The sequence below is a fragment of the Streptomyces collinus Tu 365 genome, from assembly GCF_000444875.1.
GTDB classification, from domain to species: Bacteria; Actinomycetota; Actinomycetes; order Streptomycetales; family Streptomycetaceae; genus Streptomyces; species Streptomyces collinus_A.
The window spans coordinates 4,194,123-4,211,845 of record NC_021985.1; the positions used below are offsets into that span (position 1 = coordinate 4,194,123).

Genomic DNA, 17,723 nt, shown 5'->3' on the forward strand with positions numbered 1-17,723 from the left:
TACAGCGGGCCGACCCACGCAACAGCCATGGAACCGCTCCCCAGGTGGCCGGAGTAAGGCGCACGGACGGGCGCACGGCCACACGGGCGGGGGCACGTGGCGGCAGCCCGTGCACGGTGCGTACAGGGCCGTACTCCCGTACGGACCACAATCCCGCCAACCGGAACAATGCCCCTTAACGCTTGGGATGCGGCGAACTACGCTGGGTTTACGAATGCCGCACGGTTATGCCAGCGCGGCAGCCGTCTGTGTCGAGGGGTGGCGCATGTCCAGGGAGCAACGCGGGCCGAACGAAAAACTCGGCACCGTTCTCGCCCTCGCGGGAATCAGCAACGCAGGACTCGCGCGACGCGTCAACGACCTCGGCGCCCAACGCGGGTTGACGCTTCGCTACGACAAGACGTCGGTGGCGCGCTGGGTGTCGAAGGGGATGGTGCCGCAGGGAGCGGCGCCGCACCTCATCGCGGCCGCCATCGGCCAGAAGCTCGGCCGCCCGGTGCCGCTCCACGAGATCGGCCTGGCGGACGCGGACCCCGCACCCGAGGTGGGCCTCGCCTTCCCCCGGGACGTCGGCCAGGCGGTGCGCTCGGCGACGGAGCTGTACCGGCTCGACCTGGCCGGGCGCCGGGCCGGCACGGGCGGCATCTGGCAGTCGCTCGCCGGGTCCTTCGCGGTGAGCGCGTACGCGACGCCCGCGTCACGGTGGCTGATAACCCCCGCCGACAGTTCGGTCGCACGGGAGGCGAACCCCGCCGAGGGCTCCGGCGCACCGATCAAAGTCGGCCACAGCGACGTGCAGAAGCTGCGGGAGGCCGCCGAGGACGCCAGGCGCTGGGACTCCAAGTACGGGGGCGGCGACTGGCGTTCGTCGATGGTGCCCGAGTGCCTGCGGGTGGAGGCGGCGCCGCTGCTGCTCGGCTCGTACTCCGACGAGGTCGGCCGCGCCCTGTTCGGGGCCAGCGCCGAACTGACCCGCCTGGCCGGCTGGATGGCCTTCGACACCGGCCAGCAGGAGGCGGCGCAGCGGTACTACATCCAGGCGCTGCGGCTGGCGCGCGCGGCCGCGGACGTCCCGCTCGGCGGCTACGTGCTGGCCTCCATGTCGCTGCAGGCCACGTACCGGGGCTTCGGCGACGAGGGCGTCGACCTCGCGCAGGCCGCGCTGGAACGCAACCGCGGGCTGGCGACCGCCCGCACCATGAGCTTCTTCCGGCTGGTCGAGGCGCGGGCCCACGCGCGCGCCTCGGACGCGCAGGCGGCGGGGGCGGCGCTGAAGGCCGCGGAGAGCTGGCTCGAACGGTCCAGGGAAGGTGACAACGACCCCACGTGGCTCGGCTTCTATGGTTATGACCGTTTTGCCGCCGACGCGGCGGAGTGCTACCGCGATCTGAAGGCGCCGCGCCAGGTGCGGCGGTTCACCGAGCAGGCGCTGTCGAAGCCCACGGAGGAGTTCGTGCGCTCGCACGGGCTGCGGCTGGTGGTCTCCGCGGTCGCCGAACTGGAGTCCGGCAACCTGGACGCCGCCTGCGAGCAGGGGGTGCGGGCCGTGGAGGTGGCCGGGCGGATCTCGTCGGCCCGTACGACCGAGTACGTGAAGGACCTGCTGCACCGGCTGGAGCCGTACGGGGACGAGCCGCGGGTGGCCGAGCTGCGGGAGCGGGCCAGGCCGCTGCTGATGGCTCTGGCGTAGGCGCGCCGCCCTCACCGCGTTTGAAGGCGCTGTCAGTGGCGCAGTGCACTATCGAGGTGGGAGGTGGTGCAGGTGCGGGACGGTGCGTACGACTGCGACGTGCTGGTGGTCGGGGGCGGGATCGTCGGGCTGTCGACGGCGTATGCGATCACGCGGGCGGCGCCGGGTACGCGGGTGACCGTGCTGGAGAAGGAGCCGGGACCGGCCCGGCACCAGACCGGGCGCAACAGCGGCGTCATCCACAGCGGGATCTACTACCGCCCCGGCTCGCTCAAGGCGCGGTACGCGGTGCGGGGCGCCGCCGAGATGGTGAAGTTCTGCGCCGAGTACGGCATCGCGCACGCCGTCACCGGCAAGCTGATCGTCGCCACCGGGCGGGACGAGCTGCCGCGGCTCCACGCGCTCGTGCAGCGCGGCCGGGAGAACGGCATACCGGTGCGCGAGCTGGGCGCCGCGCAGATCGGCGAGTACGAGCCGGAGGTGCGGGGGCTCGCCGCGATCCACGTCGGCACGACCGGCGTGTGCGACTTCGTGGGCGTCGCCCGGCAGCTCGCCCGGGCGTCGGGGGCGGAGATCCGCTACGGGGCGCGGATCGTGCGGGTGGACCGCCGGCCGGAGCGGGGCGTGGCCGTGCTGACCGCGGGCGGGGAGGTCGTGCGCGGCCGGGTGCTGGTCAACTGCGCCGGGCTGTACTGCGACGAGGTGGCGCGGCTGGCCGGGGACGAGCCCGGCGTGCGGATCGTGCCGTTCCGCGGGGAGTACTACGAGCTGGCGCGGCCCGAGCTGGTGCGCGGTCTCGTGTACCCGGTCCCGGACCCGGCGTTCCCCTTCCTCGGGGTGCACCTGACCCGCGGGATCGACGGCGGCGTGCACGTCGGGCCCAACGCGGTGCCTGCGCTGGCCCGGGAGGGGTACGGCTGGGGGGTCGTGCGGCCCCGGGAGCTGGCCGGGACGGTGGCCTGGCCGGGGTCCTGGGTGATCGCCCGGCGGCACTGGCGGTACGGCGCCGGTGAGCTGCGCCGCTCGGTGTCCAAGGGGGCGTTCCTGCAGGCGGTGCGCCGGCTGCTGCCGGCGGTGGAGGAGACGGACCTGGTCCGGGCCCCGGCCGGGGTGCGGGCGCAGGCGGTGCTGCGGGACGGCACCCTGGTGGACGACTTCCTGATCCGCGAGGGCGCCCGCACCGTGCACGTGCTGAACGCGCCGTCCCCCGCGGCCACGGCCTCCCTGCCGATCGGCCGGGAGGTGGGACGCAGGGCACTGTCCATGCTGGCGGCGACGTGAGGCGCCCCACGGGCGGCGGCCGGCGGTGCGTCGCCGGACGGGGGCGTACGGAGGGGCGTCGGACGGGGGCGGGTGGAGCGCCGTCGGGCGGGGGCGGGTGGCGCCGTAAAATCGTGGCACTGTGTCTGACTCGCTGAACGCCTCCGAAGCCCCCCGGTCCGGTCCCGCCGAGCCGGTGTCCCCGCATCTTCCCGGTGTGTCCGTGCGGCACAGCCGGGCCAAGGGGGAGCCTCGGTTCCCGGACGGTCCGCGGGCCGATCCCGCCGGATCGCACTTCGAGCGGCGGATCCGGAGCTTCCAGCCGCGGCGCAGCCGGGTGACGGCGGGACAGGCGGACGCGCTGCAGCGCCTGTGGCCCAAGTGGGGCCTGGACATCGACGGGCAGCAGGTGATCGATCCGGCCGAGCTGTTCGGGAACGACGCCCCCGTGGTGCTGGAGATCGGCTTCGGAATGGGCGAAGCGACCGCACAGATGGCGGCCGGCGACCCCGGCACCAACATCCTCGCCGTGGACGTGCACACCCCGGGCCAGGGCAACCTGCTCAACCTGGCCGAGCAGAACGCCCTGTCCAACGTCCGGGTGGCCAACGGCGACGCGATCATCCTGCTGCGGGAGATGCTCCGGCCCGACTCGCTCGACGGACTGCGGGTGTACTTCCCGGACCCCTGGCCCAAGAAGCGGCACCACAAGCGGCGGCTGATCCAGCCCGAGTTCCTGACGCTGGCCGCGACCCGGCTGAAGCCCGGCGCGGTCGTGCACTGCGCGACCGACTGGGAGCCCTACGCCGAGCAGATGCTGGAGGTGCTCAGCGCGCACCCCGACTTCGAGAACACCCAGGCGGACGGCGGTTTCGCCCCGCGTCCCGGGTTCCGGCCGCTGACCCGTTTCGAGGGTCAGGGACTGGACAAGGGACATGTGGTGAACGACCTGCTCTTCCGCCGCGTACCGTCCCGGAACCCGTAGCCGCCCGGAAACCGCGGCCGCGCCGGAAGCCATGGCCGGGAAGCGCCCGGCCCGGCACCGGTGCCCGCCCCGTTCGCCGGAACCCCCCGTTAGGGTCGATGCCGTGGCCATCAGTCCTCCGTACCCGACCTTCCCGCCCGGCCCCACAAGCGGCGCACACCCGCACTGGTGGCAGCGCCGGTGGGTGCGGTACGGGGCGCTGATCACGCTGCTGGCGCTGTCCGGCCTCGTCATCCTCGCGATGGTGCGCCGGCAGACCGGCACCGAGGGCTTCCTGGTCGGACTGGGACTCGCGGTCCTGCCCGTGCCCTGGCTCATAGCCGCCTTCCGCTGGCTGGACCGGGTGGAACCGGGCCCCTGGCGGAACCTGGTCTTCGCGTTCGCCTGGGGCGCCTGCGCGGCCGCGCTGATAGCCATCGTCGCCAACACCTTCGCGACCAAGTGGATCGCCACGGCGACCGCCGACCCGGCCGGCGCCGACACCCTGGGCGCGACCGTGATCGCGCCGATCGTGGAGGAGTCCGCCAAGGCCGCGGCCGTGCTCCTGGTCTTCCTCTTCCGCAGACGGGACTTCACCGGGATCGTCGACGGCGTGGTGATAGCCGGGATCACCGCCACCGGGTTCGCCTTCACCGAGAACATCCTCTACCTCGGCACGGCCTTCGGGACCGACCAGATGACCGGCGGCCGCGGCATCGCCTCCGTCACCGCCGCCACCTTCTTCGTGCGCGTCGTGATGTCCCCCTTCGCGCACCCCCTGTTCACCGTGCTCACCGGCATCGGCTTCGGCGTCGCCGCGCTCTCCGCCGAGCGGCAGCACGCGCGGCGCGCCCTGGTGCCGCTCGGCGGACTGCTGCTCGCGATGAGCATGCACGCCTTCTGGAACGGCTCCTCGACCTTCGGCCCGTTCGGGTTCTTCGCGGTCTACGGCGCCTTCATGGTGCCCGCGTTCGGCCTGCTGACCTGGCTGGCGATCTGGACGCGGCAGCGCGAGCTGCGGACCGTGCGCGAGGAACTGCCGGTCTATGTGCACGCCGGGTGGCTGGGGCCGGCCGAGCCGTTCGTCCTCGGGTCGATGCGCGCCCGGCGCACGGCGCGGGACCACGCCCGGCAGCACTTCGGGCGGCGGCCCGCGGCCCGGGCGGTGGCCGAGTACGAGGCGTACGCCACCTCGCTGGCGTTCCTGCGGCACCGGGGGCGGCAGGGGCGGGCCGGGGCCGACTTCGTGGACCGGGAGCGGGAGCTGCTGGCCGAGCTGTGGCGGCGCAGGGCGGTGGCCCGGCCGGCGCTGGAGTACGCGGCCAGGGCGTCCGTGCGCCTGCCCGCGGCCCCGGCGTACTGGGCGCCCCACGGGTACCCGGCGCACGGCCACCCGGCGGGGCCGTACCCCGTGCACAACCCGTACCGGACCTAGGTCGTGTCCGTAAAGTCCCGTCATCCGCCCGGAGGGCGGGCCTCGCGGCGTCCGGTGCGTGCTCTCGGCGTGCCGGGCGCAGGCCCTTGTACTGGATGTACTCGGGGCTTCGCCCGGTGCGGCGAGAGTGCGTGCCGGGCGTCGCGGGGCAGGCGGGACTTTGCGGACACGGCCCAGGGCCTGGTGCGTGTCAGCGGCCCGCAGACCTGGGGCCCGCCGCCCGGAGGGTCACGCCGGCCCGTGGACGGGCGCCGGACCGCGCCGGGCCGGTGGTGACCGGGGCCCGGCGCGGCGGGGCTCAGGCGGAGGCCTGGGTCAGCCGCTCCGACTCCTCCTGGGTCAGCTCCAGCTCCGCCACTCCCAGCAGCGCCGGAAGCTGTTCCACGGTGCGGGCCGAGGCGATCGGGGCGGTCACCGTGGGCCGGCCGGCCAGCCAGGCGAGGGCGACCGTGGCCACCGGGGCGTCGTGGGCGGCGGCGATCTCGTCGAGGGCCGTGAGGACCTTCTGGCCGCGCTCCGACTCCAGGTGCTTGGCGGCCGAGCCGGCGCGGGCGCTGTCGACCTGCGTGCCGGGGCGGTACTTGCCGGTCAGGAAGCCCGAGGCGAGGGCGAAGTACGGGACGGCGGCGAGCCCCTCACGGGCGGCGAGGTCCTGCAGCGGGCCCTCGTAGGTGTCGCGGGAGACCAGGTTGTAGTGCGGCTGGAGGGCCACGTACCGGGCCAGGCCCTCGCGGTCGGAGAAGTCCAGCGAGGCCCGCAGACGCTCGGGGCTGATGTTGGAGGCGGCGATGTGCCGGACCTTGCCCGCCCGCACCAGCTCGTCCAGCGCGCCGATGATCTCCTCCACCGGCACTTCGGGCTTGTCGAAGTGGGTGTAGTAGAGGTCGATGTAGTCGGTGTCCAGGCGGCGCAGGGAGGCGTCGGCCGCGGCCTTGATGTTGGCGGCGGTCAGGCCCGGGTACTCCGGGTGCTGGCTGACCTTGGTCGCGACGACGACGTCGGAGCGGTTGCCGCGGGCCTTGAGCCACTTGCCGATGATCGTCTCGGACTCACCGCCCTTGTTGCCCTCGACCCACGACGAGTAGGAGTCGGCGGTGTCGACGAAGTTGCCGCCGGCGGCCGTGTAGGCGTCGAGGACGGCGAAGGAGGTCTCCTCGTCGGCGGTCCAGCCGAAGACGTTGCCACCGAGGGCGAGCGGGAAGACCTCGAGGTCGGAGGTGCCGATTTTGCGCAGGGAAGCAGTCATGTCTGTCTCAACCGTCGCAGCGGCACCGCCCATTCCGGTTCTCCCGCGAACGGTGTGTGAACACGACGGCCCGCGGCCCTGACGTCCGGGGGGTGCCGTCGGGGCCGCGGGGGCCGGTTCAGCGGCCGGTCAGGGGGCGGGGCAGGTCAGGGGGTGAGGCCCTTGCCGCGCAGCCAGGTCATCGGGTCGATGCCGGTGGCCTGCCCGTTCGGGTGGACCTCCAGGTGGAGGTGGGGGCCGGTGACGTTGCCGGTGGCGCCGATCCGCCCGATGACGTCGCCGGTGCCGACCTTCTGGCCGACCTTGACGTTGATCGAGGACTGGTGGCAGAACCACAGCTCGGTGCCGTCGTCCAGGGTGAGGATCGTGCGGTAGCCATAGGCGCCGGCCCAGCCCGCCTCGGTGACGGTGCCGCCGTGGATCGCCTTGATCAGCGTGCCCGTGGGGGCGGCGAAGTCGAGGCCGGTGTGGTAGCCGGAGGACCACATCGAACCGGGCTGGCCGAAGGTGCCGGTGATCGTGTACGAGACGACCGGGAGCTGGAACTGCTTGGCCAGCTCGGCCAGGCGCTCCTTCTCGGCCTGCTTCTCGGCGTCGGCCTCCGCCTTCTTCTTGGCGTCGGCGGCCTTGGCGGCGGCCTCCTTCTCCGCCTTGGCGGCCGCGGCGGCGGTCTGCTTCTCGGCGGCGGCGACGGCGGCGGCCGTGGCCTTGGTCTCGGCCTTGCTCTGCTGCTGCTCGGCCTGGGCCATGATCCGGTTGCGCAGGGCCTCGCCGGCGTCGCTGTGGTCGGTCTCGGCGGAGGCGGTGCCGACGTGGCTCAGCGAGGCCGTGGTGGCCGCGGGCGCGTCGGAGGTGTCGTCGCCGAAGAGGGATCCGACGGAAGGGAGGTCGGGCATGGAGAGGGACACCGGCGGCTTGCCGGTGTGCGCGCTGGCCATGCCTCCGGCGCCGACGGCGGCGATGACGCCGACACCGAGGACCGTGGAGCTGCGGGCGAGTCCGCCGCCGCGCTGCTTGGCGACGCGGTGCCGGCCGCGCACGGGGCGAATGGATTCCTCAGTGGGATTCCATTCCTCCCAGGGGCCCTCTTCGGTGCGGTACTCGCCGTAGCCGAAGGTGTCGGACTCGCGCTGAGCCGGCACGAACGGGGCTTCTGGGGCAGGCGGGTTGGACGCCACGCGGGCGTACTCCTTTCCTTCCTCCGCCTACCGGGTTAGCTGACGGGTTCGGAGCAGGAAGGTCTCCTACGCGCGTATACGAGCCGTGGACCAGTACGGTTCACGGCGGTATTCGCGTGATTCACCCCAGGGTGGTGGTTCCCCGGTTCCCTCGCGGGATTCGGCGCGTGCGCACGGAGCCGCCTCTGGTGACGGCTGGGACGACCGCGCTGCGTTATCGAACGTTAATAGACCCGGCTGTGAGATTCCAAGCCGTTCGGCTTGATCATTAAGGTTCTTTCGGCTGGACGTACGCGCCAGGAACGGCCAAAAACGGGCGAGTTGACCGAAGCTCAGCAGTCTCAGAGGTTTTGATGGTGACTCAGATGTGATGCGGAGGGCTCCCGTCCGGTGACTCTGGGTGAGAACGCTCGACAGGGTGCCGGGGAGCCGGTCAGGGCCGCCGTACGGCGAGCAGCGCCATGTCGTCCTCCGTGCCGCCGCCGGAGTGCCGGCGCACCTCGGCGACGAGGCGGGCGAGCAGGGTGCGCGGGTCGGGGAAGCGGCGTCCGGCGAGCCGGCGCCAGGGGTCGTAGAAACGGCCGTGCGCGTCCCGTGCCTCGGAGAGGCCGTCGGTGTACAGCAGCAGGGTCGCACCGCCCGGGAAGGCCGACTCGATCGCCCGGTCGGGCCACCGGCCCAGGTCGCTCATGCCGAGCGGCAGCGCGGGCTCGTACGGGATCAGGCAGCGCAGCGAGCCGTCGGCGTGCAGCATCAGCGGCGGCGGGTGGCCGCGGTTGACGATCCGGACGGTGTCCGCGCCGTGCGGGAGTTCGGCGAGGACGGCGGTGGTGAACCCCTCGAAGGCGTCGACCCCGTCGCGCCGGGTGCCCTCGCGGGCCAGCGCGCGCTCCAGCCGTTCGGCCACCCCCTCCAGCGCGCTCTCCTGCTCGGCGGCCTCGCGGAACGCGCCGATCACCACGGCGACGGCGGCGACCGCGCCCAGGCCCTTGCCGCGCACGTCCCCGACGATGACCCGGACGCCGTGCGGGCTGTCCTGCACGGCGTACAGGTCGCCGCCGATGAAGGCGTCCTTGCGCGCCGCCTCGTAGCGGGCCGCGATGTCGAAGCCGGCGATCCGGGCGGCCGGCTCGGGCAGCACGGCCCGCTGGGCGGCCTCGGCGATCTCGCGGGCGGAGGCGAGCCGCCGGTCGCCCAGGCGTACGACCCGGTTGATGGCGACGGCCAGCAGCGCGACGGTGGCCACCGTGACGACCTCGGTCACCAGGCTCGCGTCCGCGCCGGTGCCGAAGCGCGCGTGCACGGCGAAGGTGGCGACCAGGGCGGCGAGACCCGTGAGCAGCGTGGTGCGCAGTGCGGACAGGGGCGCGGCCACCAGCGGGGCGGCGGTGAAGAAGGGGACCGCGGTGAAGACGCGCGGGGTGAGCAGGTCGTACAGGATCCCGCCCGCGATCAGCAGCACCGGCAGGGCGCGGGCGAGGGTGCGCGGGGCGGGACGGCGGCCGTGGCGCCCGTCCGGCGGCAGCGGCGGGCCAGGGTGACCGGTCCCGGGATCGGGGACGGGGTCGCCGGGGAGCCGGCCGCCCGCTCTGGCGTACGGACTCTCCTCCACCTCACCAGGGCGCACCGCTCGTCTCCCGTGTCCTTGATCCCGCGTCCAGCGTGGCGGGGGGTGCGGGGTGCGGGCGACCGCTGTGGACCGAGCGGGCGACCGGGTGTGACGCACACCACTCGACGTCGGGGCGGGGGCGGGCCGGTGATCTGGCGGAGTGGGCCGGAAAACACTCAGGACCGGAATCCATTGCTGGATTCCGGTCCTGAGCCTTCAGTAGCGGGGACAGGATTTGAACCTGCGACCTCTGGGTTATGAGCCCAGCGAGCTACCGAGCTGCTCCACCCCGCGTCGTTGTGACTCCAGTGTACGCCATCCGCGGGGTGCCGAGCACACGGGTTTCCCGGGGGGTGCGGATCAGGGCAGGAGGTGGGCGTTGGGCGCCTTCGCGCGGCCCTCGTAGTCGGGCAGCTCGACGACGTCCACGCCGGCCCCGGCAAGGACGCCGGCGCCGTCCGCCGCCGGCACGAACGTGTCGGGCTCCCGCCACGCCGTGACGACCCTGCGGGCGCCCGCCCGCAGGATCAGCTCCGCGCAGGGGGCGGGACGGGAGGCGCGGCGGGAGCAGGGCTCCAGACTGCTGTAGACGGTGGCGCCGGCGAGGCGCGGGTCGGCGGGGTCGATCTTGGCGAGGGCCGCCTCCTCGGCGTGCACGACGGGGTCGCCGCCCTCCCGCGAGTGGCCGCGCGCCAGCTCGGTGCCGTCGGCGGCGACCACCACCGCGCCGACGCTGAAGGCCGTCCGCGAGGGCGGGCAGAGGGCGGCCAGCTCGCAGGCGGTGCGCAGCCAGCGCCGGTCGGCGGCGGTGGGTAGCGGGCCGGTGCCGGGCGCGGTGGGCTCGTAACGCATGAGGACGACGTCCTCGATCCGCCGGGTCTCGGTGAGCCGGAGCCGGCCGCCCTGGTACGCCCCGGGGCCGAACATCCGCGGGGCGGCCGGGTCGCCCACGAACAGCGGGGCGAGGACGAGCTGGAGCTCGTCGGCGAGGCCCTGCTGGAGGAGCTGGGTGTGGACGGTTCCGCCGCCCTCGACCATCAGGCGCCGGACGCCGCGCTCGTCGTGCAGGTGCTGCAGCAGGGCGCGCCAGTCGAGGGCGGGGCCGAGGGAGACCACGTCGGCGGTGCGGCCGAGGGCGCGGGCGGCCCGGGCGGCGCCTTGGTCGGTGGTGTACACGAGCTTCTCGCCACCGGTGTGCCAGAAGTGCGCGCCGGGGTCGAGGTCGCCGGAGGCCGTGACGGTGACCTTCAGGGGGTAGGCGGGCCTGCCGCCGGCCTCGCGGGCCGCGCGCCGCTCGGGCGAGTTCACCAGCAGGCGCGGGTTGTCGGCGCGGATGGTGCCGGCGCCGATCAGGATGGCGTCGACGGAGGCGCGCACCTCGTCGACCCGGTCGAAGTCGGCGGGTCCGGACAGCAGGAGCCGGTCGGGGCCGGTGTCGTCCAGGTAGCCGTCGAGGGAGACGGCGGCGGACAGCAGGACGTACGGGTACGGCATCGGCGCGCTCCCTCGCGAAGACCCCCTACGGGATCTTGGTTCAAGTTTGAAACAAACTTACACTGGTGGCATGACGACCCGCTGGCTCACTCCCGAGGAGCAGCGCGCCTGGCGCGCGTACATCGCCGCCTCCCGGCTGCTGGAGGACGCGATCGACCGCCAGCTCCAGCAGGAGGCCGGCATGCCGCACCTGTTCTACTCCGTGCTGGCCAATCTGTCCGAGGCGCCCGAGCGGCGCCTGCGCATGACCGACCTCGCCGAGACGCTGAAGATCACCCGCAGCAGGCTGACGTACGCGGTGACCAGACTGGAGCGGGACGGCCTCGTACGGCGGGAGGACTGCCCCCGGGACCGGCGCAGCAGCATCGCGGTGCTGACCGACGCGGGGACGGCCGTGCTGGAGCGTACGGCACCGGGGCACGTCGACACGGTCCGCACGACCCTCTTCGACCGGCTCACGCCCGAGCAGGTGGGGCAGCTGGAGGAGATCTGCTCGGGGATCGCCCGGACCCTGGAGGGGGAGGAGGCCGGGGCGGCCCCCGAAGGCGTGCCCTGGCGGCGGCGCTCGTCGCCGTGTGCGGGGACGAGCGGGGGGCTGTCCGGGGAGTCGGCCGAAGGCTCGTCCGCGGGGCCTTCCGGCCCGTCCGCGTAATGGCCGCGGGCACCGCGAGGGCATTGCTTTAACTTTTAAGCATGGGGTAGGGTCCCACACCTGCCGTCTGCTTCAAATCTGAAGCAGACCTCTGCAGCATGGGAACGGAACCCGGAGGCCCGCATGCCCGACACCCCCGCCGCAACGCCGCGCGCCCGCGTGCGGGTACCGCTGCACTTCGCCGACGGGTACGCCGTCGACGCCGAACTCGTCACCTTCCACGGCCTGGCCGACGGCCAGGAGCACATCGCCGTCGTCCTCGGCGAGCCCGGCCCGGTCCCCCTGGTGCGGCTGCACTCCGAGTGCCTGACCGGGGACGTCTTCGGCTCGGCCCGCTGCGACTGCGGCCCCCAGCTGCGCGAGGCGGTCGAGCGGATCGCCGAGCGCGGGGGCGTGCTGCTGTACCTGCGCCAGGAGGGGCGCGGCATCGGGCTGTACAACAAGCTCGACGCCTACGCGCTGCAGGACCGGGGCCTGGACACCTACGAGGCGAACGCCGCGCTCGGCCTGCCGGAGGACGCCCGCGACTACACGGCCGCCGCGCAGATGCTGCGCGCGCTCGGCGTCGACGAGCTCGACCTGCTCTCCAACAACCCCGACAAGGCGGGGCAGCTCCGCGCCCTCGGGGTCGCCGTCCGCGACCGCGTCCCCACGGGCGTCTTCACCACCGCCCACAACGTCCGCTACCTGCGGGCGAAGGTCCTGCAGACCCAGCACACGCTGCCGCTCGCGGAGTTGACGGAACTCAGCGCGGGCTGACACGAAAGGAGCCCCGGTCCGGACGGTGTCCGGACCGGGGCTCTCCCGTAGGCCCTGTGGGACTCGAACCCACAACCAATGGATTAAAAGTCCACTGCTCTGCCAATTGAGCTAAGGGCCCTGGCGATGTTGCCTGTCCGAGCATAGCCGGACGAGGCCGTGTCTCCGATCGGGTATCGGTGACCCGGCCGCGTCGGGTGCGGGATGGGCTACTTTTCGACCGGCTCGGGGGCGGGTCCGGGGACGTGCGCCGGCCTGAGGAACCAGTGGCGGGCGGAGGCCAGCCACCAGGTCGCGGCGAAGCCGAGGACGACCAGGACGGCGACCGGGGCGTAGTTGAACGTCTTCCAGGTGACCGGGGAGACCTGGGGCAGCATGAACAGCACGGTGATCAGCACGACCCAGGTGACGGACACCACGCCGATCGGCACCGACCAGCGGCCCAGGTGCCAGGGACCGCGCTCGAAGTCCGCTCCCCTGCGGACGCGCAGGAAGGTCGGCACGACGTAGGCGATGTAGAGGCCGATCACCGCGATCGACGTCACCGCCGCGTAGGCCGTCGAGTTGATGAGGTAGGGCAGGCCGAGGGCCAGGGCGCCGAACGCGGCCAGCCAGACCGCCGCCACGGGGGTGCGGGTGCGCGGGCTGACCGTGTGCCAGACGTGCGAGAAGGGCAGCGCCCCGTCGCGGGAGAAGGCGTAGATCATGCGGCTGTTGGCGGTGACCGAGGCCATGCCGCAGAACAGCTGGGCACCGATCACCACCAGCAGCAGCAGCTTTCCCGTGGTCGCGCCCAGCGCGTCCAGCAGGATCTGCGCGGGCGGCGCCCCGGTCGGGGAGGCCAGCTCCTTGTCGTACGACTGGATGGCGAAGGTGAAGCCCAGCAGCAGGACGAAGCCCGCGATCCAGGAGGTCCAGATGGACCGGACGATGCCCTTCGGGCCCGCGGTGGAGGCGTCGTGGGTCTCCTCCGTCATGTGCGCCGAGGCGTCGTAGCCGGTGAACGTGTACTGGGCCATGAGGAGGCCGAGCAGGACCACGTAGAAACCGCTGCCCCAGCCCGTCCCGTTGACGAACTTCGTGAACACGAAGGACGCCGACTGATGGCGGTCCGGGACGAGGGCCAGCGCGCCGACGATCACCGCCACGCCCAGGACGTGCCACCACACGCTGACGCTGTTCAGGAAGGCGACGATCCGGACGCCGAAGGTGTTCAGCAGGCCGTGCAGCACGAGGATGCCCGCGAAGAGCAGGACCGTGCGGCCGGGGGTCACCTCGAAGCCGAACTGGAGGTTCAGGTAGGCGCCGAGGAAGGACGCGGCGCCGAAGTCGATGCCCGCCGTCACCGCCACCTGGCCCAGCACGTTGAACCAGCCCGTGAACCACGCCCACGCCGCCGCCGAGCGCGGGGGCGCCAGGCGGTGGGCCCAGAAGTACAGGCCCGCGGAGGTCGGGTAGGCCGAGCAGATCTCGGCCATGGACAGCCCCACGAACAGGGTCATCAGGCCGACCGCGACCCAGCCCCAGGTGATCACCGCGGGACCGCCGGTGATCATGCCGAAGAGGTAGAGGGTCAGGCAGCCGGACAGCACCGAGATGATGGTGAAGGAGACGGCGTAGTTCGAGAACGCCGACATCCGGCGGGCGAGGACCTGGGTGTAACCGAGCTGGGCCAGCCGTTCCTCGTCGGACGGCCCTTCCGCTCTGCTGCGCACTGCCGCGTCTTCTGTCATGCCCCCAGCAATTCCCTGACGCGGGCAGTGACATGCGACACGTCGTCATCGCCCTGGCGTGGACGCGTGGGACGCGGCCCCCGCTCTCCCGCCCCGCCGCCCGCCGCTTCGGCCGCGGCGTCAAGCCGTGGCCAAGTCCCTTACAAATACGCCCTGTTCGTCATGACGGGACTTACGCTGGTGTCGCTCCCGCTGGTCATCCCGCTCCCTAACCGATGGTTCCACCACCACGAAGGGAAACACCGATGCGTCAGGTCGCTCTGGGCAGCCAGGGTCTGCGAGTCTCCGCACAGGGGCTCGGCTGCATGGGCATGAGCCAGTCGTACGGGGTCGGCAACGACGAGGAGTCGATCAGAACCGTCCACCGGGCCCTCGACCTGGGCGTCACCCTGATCGACACGGCCGACGTGTACGGCGCGACCGGCCTGTACGGCGTCGGCGCCAACGAGAAGCTGGTCGGCTACGCGCTCAGGGAGCGCCGGGACGAGGTCACCCTCGCCACCAAGTGCGGCATCGTCGACATGCGGCCCGGCGCCGGTATGGAGCTGCGCGCCGACCCGGAGTACGTCCGGCAGTGCTGCGACGAGTCGCTCAGGCGCCTCGGCGTGGACCACATCGACCTGTACTACCTGCACCGGATCGACCCGAAGACCCCCGTAGAGGACTCCATCGGCGCCTTCGCCGAGCTGGTGAAGGCGGGCAAGGTCCGCTACATCGGCGTCTCCGAGGTGACCGCCGAGGAACTGGAGCGCGCCCACGCCGTACACCCGGTCACCGCCGTGCAGAGCGAGTACTCGCTGTGGAGCCGCGAGCTGGAGGCGCAGGTCCTGCCGGCCGCCCGCCGGCTGGGCATCGGCGTGGTCCCGTTCTCCCCGCTCGGCCGCGGCTTCCTGACCGGCGCGGTCACCAGCCGGGACACCATGGCGGCCAACGACATGCGCCGCAACCTGCCGCGGTTCTCCCAGGACAACCTGGACGCCAACCAGCAGGTCGTGGACGTCATCCGGGAGATCGCCGACGCCCACGGGGTGCGGCCCGGGCAGATCGCGCTGGCCTGGGTGCACGCCCAGGGCGACGACATCGTGCCCATCCCGGGCACCAAGCGGATCAGCTACCTGGAGCAGAACACGGCCGCCGCCGACCTCACGCTGACCGACGACGACCTGGCCCGCCTCGGCGCGGCGGCCGCCCTGATCCAGGGCGGCCGCCGCTGACCCGTACGTGCCGTACGTGACCTCGGTCCGCGTCAGTGGCTGAAACGGCCGCGGGCCCCGGATCTCTCCGGGGCCCGCGGCCGTGGTTCGCGGGGACCGGCGGTCAGCCGGTCACCCTGTGTCAGCCGTTGCGCTTCCAGCGCGGCTTGTCGTCGCGGCGGCCGAACGAGCCGGAACCGGAACCGGAACCGGAACCGCGGTGGTCGTCACGACGGCCGTAGGGGCGGTCGTGACCGGCGGAGCGGAAGCCCGGACGGTCGTCGCGGCGGTCGCGGTTGAACGGACGGTCGCTGCCCCGGTGGCCACCGCGCTCGTCGCGGCGGAAGCCGCCCCGCTCGTCACGGCGCTCGAAGGGACGGCCACCACGGTCGCGGTCGAACGGACGGCGCTCGTCACGGCGCTCGAAGGAACGGCCGCCACGGTCACCGCCGCGGTCGCCCCGGTCGTCGCGGCGCTCGAAGGAACGGCCACCGCGGTCACCGCCACGGTCGTCACGGCGCTCGAAACCACGGTCGTTACGGTCGCGGTCGAACGGACGACGCTCCTCACGACGCTCGAAGGAACGGCCACCGCGGTCACCGCCACGGTCGTCGCGACGCTCGAAACCACGGTCGTTACGGTCGCGGTCGAACGGACGACGCTCCTCACGACGCTCGAAGGAACGCCCGCCACGGTCGTCACGGCGCTCGAAGCCCCGCTCGCCGCGGTCGCGGTCGAAGGAACGGCGCTCCCGGCGCTCGTACGGCGCCGAGGCCGCCGGACGCTCGTCGCGCTCGGTCTCGCGCTGGGCCGGCTCCTCGGCCACGGCCGGCTCGGTCACGGCCTGGGCCGCGGCCGCCTGGGCCTCGGCCACGGCGGTCTCCGGGTCCTCGCCGCGCTCGCGGGCGACCCGGGCGACCAGCCGGTCGGCCTCGTCACGCAGCTCGGCGGCGCGGCGCTGGGCGCGCTCCAGCTCCTTGGTGAGCTGGGCGAGCTCGCGCTCGGCCTGCTGCGCCGCGTTGTTCGCGGACTCGGCCTGGACCTCGGTCATCGACCGGGCGCCGGTGATCTCGGCGACCTCCGGGTCGAAGGTGCCGGCGCCCTGGATGATGTGGCGCGCGGCGTCGACGCCCGCGTCCTCCATCAGGCGGAAGATCTGGCGCCGCTGGTGCGGCAGGGACAGCGAGACGACCGTGCCGGTGCGGCCGGCACGCGCGGTACGGCCCGCGCGGTGCAGGTAGTCCTTGTGGTCGCCGGCCGGGTCGACGTTCAGCACCAGGTCGATGCCGTCCACGTGGATGCCGCGGGCGGCGACGTCGGTCGCGACGAGCGCGTTGACGTAACCGTCCTTGAAGTCGGCCAGCGTCCGGGTGCGGGCGCCCTGGGTCATGCCGCCGTGCAGCGCGTCGGCCTTCACACCGGCGTCACGCAGCTGCTCGGCGATGCGGTCGGCGCCCAGCTGGGTGCGGACGAAGATGATCGTGCGGCCCTTGCGGGAGGCGATCGCGGCGGTGACCGGCGCCTTGTCCTTGGGCTTCACGATGAGGATGTGGTGCGACATGGTCGTGACGTTGCCCTGGGCGCTGTCGACCTCGTGCGTGACCGGGTCGGTCAGGTAGCGCTTGACCAGCGTGGAGATCTCGTTCTCCATGGTCGCGGAGAACAGCATCCGCTGGCCGCCCGCCGGGACCTGGTCGAGCAGCTCGGTGACCTCGGGCAGGAAGCCCAGGTCGGACATCTGGTCGGCCTCGTCGAGGACCGCGATCTGGGTGTCCTCCAGGGAGCAGGCGCCGCGGTTGATGATGTCGCGCAGCCGGCCCGGGGTGGCGACGAGGATGTCGACGCCGCGCTCCAGGGCGTAGATCTGGTTGCCCATCGACGTACCGCCGCAGACGACCTTCATCTTCAGGCCGAGGACGTCGCCGTACGGCTGGAGGGCGTCGGCCACCTGCATGGCCAGCTCGCGCGTCGGGGTCAGGATGACGGCGCGGGGCTTGTGCTTCTGGGTGCGGCCGCCGGCCAGCGTGGCCAGGGTGGGCAGACCGAAGGAGAGGGTCTTGCCGGAGCCGGTGCGGCCACGGCCGAGGATGTCCTTGCCGGCCAGGGCGTCCGGGATGGTCGCGGCCTGGATCGGGAAGGGGACGGTGACACCGTTCTGGGCCAGCTTGCGCACGACGCCCTCGGGAAGCCCGAGGTCGGCGAAGGTGATCTCAGGGGTGTCGGTGGTCTGGGGGGTGTCAGTGGTCTCGGTGACCTCGGTGGTCACGTCGTCGAGCTCGTTCTCGTTCTCGGACACGACGATGTGATCAGTACTGGACACGGACATGCGAATGGGAAACCTTCCGGAGTCTCTTCGGCACGCGCCCGTCAACTCCGTGATTCGCTCTACGACCGCCTCAATGCGGTCCGCCACGGCAAAGGAGAGTACGCGCCACACGGCGCGCTCTGCAGTGGCGCCGGGCAAATGGGATCAAACGATCTACCACCATACGCACCCACGGCCCCCGAAG

At 72.7% G+C, this 17,723-nt stretch carries 13 protein-coding genes, 2 tRNA genes and 1 riboswitch; of the genes, 7 read left to right on the forward strand and 8 right to left on the reverse strand.

The window, feature by feature from the left end:
• Positions 1-265: 265 nt before the first annotated feature.
• The 4 genes from B446_RS18240 to B446_RS18255 all read left to right on the forward strand — a co-directional run bounded on the left by B446_RS18240 (position 266) and on the right by B446_RS18255 (position 5,349).
• The gene (locus B446_RS18240) at positions 266-1,690 is read left to right on the forward strand and encodes a hypothetical protein (protein ID WP_020940926.1); all 1,425 of its coding nucleotides are present in this window, start codon (positions 266-268) and stop codon (positions 1,688-1,690) included.
• A 63-nt stretch (positions 1,691-1,753) separates the two neighbouring features.
• Positions 1,754-2,971, forward strand: coding sequence for an L-2-hydroxyglutarate oxidase (lhgO, locus tag B446_RS18245; RefSeq protein ID WP_020940927.1), 1,218 nt, complete (start codon positions 1,754-1,756; stop codon positions 2,969-2,971).
• A 121-nt stretch (positions 2,972-3,092) separates the two neighbouring features.
• Positions 3,093-3,935 carry a tRNA (guanosine(46)-N7)-methyltransferase TrmB gene (gene trmB, locus B446_RS18250; RefSeq protein ID WP_020940928.1) on the forward strand — a complete coding sequence of 281 codons (843 nt, stop codon included), beginning with the start codon at positions 3,093-3,095 and terminating at the stop codon, positions 3,933-3,935.
• A 103-nt stretch (positions 3,936-4,038) separates the two neighbouring features.
• Entirely contained in the window at positions 4,039-5,349 is a 1,311-nt protein-coding gene (locus B446_RS18255; protein ID WP_043475938.1) for a PrsW family intramembrane metalloprotease, read from the forward strand.
• Between the two features lie 298 nt (positions 5,350-5,647).
• Here the strand turns inward: B446_RS18255 and B446_RS18260 are convergent, their stop codons facing one another.
• From B446_RS18260 to B446_RS18280, 5 genes are all read right to left on the reverse strand, one after another.
• Positions 5,648-6,595 carry an aldo/keto reductase gene (locus B446_RS18260; RefSeq protein ID WP_020940930.1) on the reverse strand — a complete coding sequence of 316 codons (948 nt, stop codon included), beginning with the start codon at positions 6,593-6,595 and terminating at the stop codon, positions 5,648-5,650.
• 146 nt (positions 6,596-6,741) lie between these two features.
• Positions 6,742-7,773, reverse strand: coding sequence for a M23 family metallopeptidase (locus tag B446_RS18265; RefSeq protein WP_043475941.1), 1,032 nt, complete (start codon positions 7,771-7,773; stop codon positions 6,742-6,744).
• A 7-nt stretch (positions 7,774-7,780) separates the two neighbouring features.
• Positions 7,781-7,949, reverse strand: a riboswitch (cyclic di-AMP (ydaO/yuaA leader).
• 257 nt (positions 7,950-8,206) lie between these two features.
• Positions 8,207-9,400 (reverse strand): PP2C family protein-serine/threonine phosphatase, encoded by a 1,194-nt coding sequence (locus B446_RS18270; protein WP_043475944.1) that lies wholly within the window; start codon positions 9,398-9,400, stop codon positions 8,207-8,209.
• A 202-nt stretch (positions 9,401-9,602) separates the two neighbouring features.
• Positions 9,603-9,676 (reverse strand) — tRNA-Met (locus tag B446_RS18275).
• Positions 9,677-9,742: 66 nt separating this feature from the next.
• Positions 9,743-10,876, reverse strand: coding sequence for a dihydrofolate reductase family protein (locus tag B446_RS18280; RefSeq protein ID WP_020940933.1), 1,134 nt, complete (start codon positions 10,874-10,876; stop codon positions 9,743-9,745).
• Positions 10,877-10,946: 70 nt separating this feature from the next.
• Here B446_RS18280 and B446_RS18285 point away from each other — a divergent pair, with 70 nt between their 5' ends.
• Both B446_RS18285 and B446_RS18290 read left to right on the forward strand, forming a co-directional pair.
• Positions 10,947-11,528, forward strand: a complete 582-nt coding sequence (locus tag B446_RS18285; RefSeq protein WP_020940934.1) for a MarR family winged helix-turn-helix transcriptional regulator — start codon at positions 10,947-10,949, stop codon at positions 11,526-11,528.
• A 123-nt stretch (positions 11,529-11,651) separates the two neighbouring features.
• Positions 11,652-12,287: a GTP cyclohydrolase II gene (locus B446_RS18290; protein ID WP_020940935.1), complete on the forward strand. Its 636-nt coding sequence runs from the start codon at positions 11,652-11,654 to the stop codon at positions 12,285-12,287.
• A 48-nt stretch (positions 12,288-12,335) separates the two neighbouring features.
• Here the strand turns inward: B446_RS18290 and B446_RS18295 are convergent.
• Both B446_RS18295 and B446_RS18300 read right to left on the reverse strand, forming a co-directional pair.
• A tRNA-Lys gene (locus B446_RS18295) sits at positions 12,336-12,408 on the reverse strand.
• A gap of 88 nt (positions 12,409-12,496) precedes the next feature.
• Positions 12,497-14,020, reverse strand: a complete 1,524-nt coding sequence (locus tag B446_RS18300; RefSeq protein WP_043475946.1) for an amino acid permease — start codon at positions 14,018-14,020, stop codon at positions 12,497-12,499.
• A 245-nt stretch (positions 14,021-14,265) separates the two neighbouring features.
• On the opposite strand from B446_RS18300, the gene B446_RS18305 reads away from it, so the two are divergent.
• Positions 14,266-15,234 (forward strand): aldo/keto reductase, encoded by a 969-nt coding sequence (locus tag B446_RS18305; protein ID WP_020940937.1) that lies wholly within the window; start codon positions 14,266-14,268, stop codon positions 15,232-15,234.
• Positions 15,235-15,355: 121 nt separating this feature from the next.
• Here the strand turns inward: B446_RS18305 and B446_RS18310 are convergent, their stop codons facing one another.
• Complete coding sequence (locus tag B446_RS18310) at positions 15,356-17,539, reverse strand: DEAD/DEAH box helicase (RefSeq protein WP_020940938.1); 2,184 nt, start codon at positions 17,537-17,539, stop codon at positions 15,356-15,358.
• Positions 17,540-17,723 lie beyond the last annotated feature (184 nt).

What these genes read in the sequence shown, in the direction of transcription:
- B446_RS18240 (WP_020940926.1), top strand. Translation starts at nt 266, where the DNA reads ATGTCCAGGGAGCAACGCGGGCCGAACGAAAAACTCGGCACCGTTCTC.
- B446_RS18260 (WP_020940930.1), bottom strand. Translation starts at nt 6,595, where the DNA reads ATGACTGCTTCCCTGCGCAAAATCGGCACCTCCGACCTCGAGGTCTTC.
- B446_RS18280 (WP_020940933.1), bottom strand. Translation starts at nt 10,876, where the DNA reads ATGCCGTACCCGTACGTCCTGCTGTCCGCCGCCGTCTCCCTCGACGGC.
- B446_RS18285 (WP_020940934.1), top strand. Translation starts at nt 10,947, where the DNA reads ATGACGACCCGCTGGCTCACTCCCGAGGAGCAGCGCGCCTGGCGCGCG.
- B446_RS18290 (WP_020940935.1), top strand. Translation starts at nt 11,652, where the DNA reads ATGCCCGACACCCCCGCCGCAACGCCGCGCGCCCGCGTGCGGGTACCG.
- B446_RS18300 (WP_043475946.1), bottom strand. Translation starts at nt 14,020, where the DNA reads ATGACAGAAGACGCGGCAGTGCGCAGCAGAGCGGAAGGGCCGTCCGAC.
- B446_RS18305 (WP_020940937.1), top strand. Translation starts at nt 14,266, where the DNA reads ATGCGTCAGGTCGCTCTGGGCAGCCAGGGTCTGCGAGTCTCCGCACAG.
- B446_RS18310 (WP_020940938.1), bottom strand. Translation starts at nt 17,539, where the DNA reads ATGTCCGTGTCCAGTACTGATCACATCGTCGTGTCCGAGAACGAGAAC.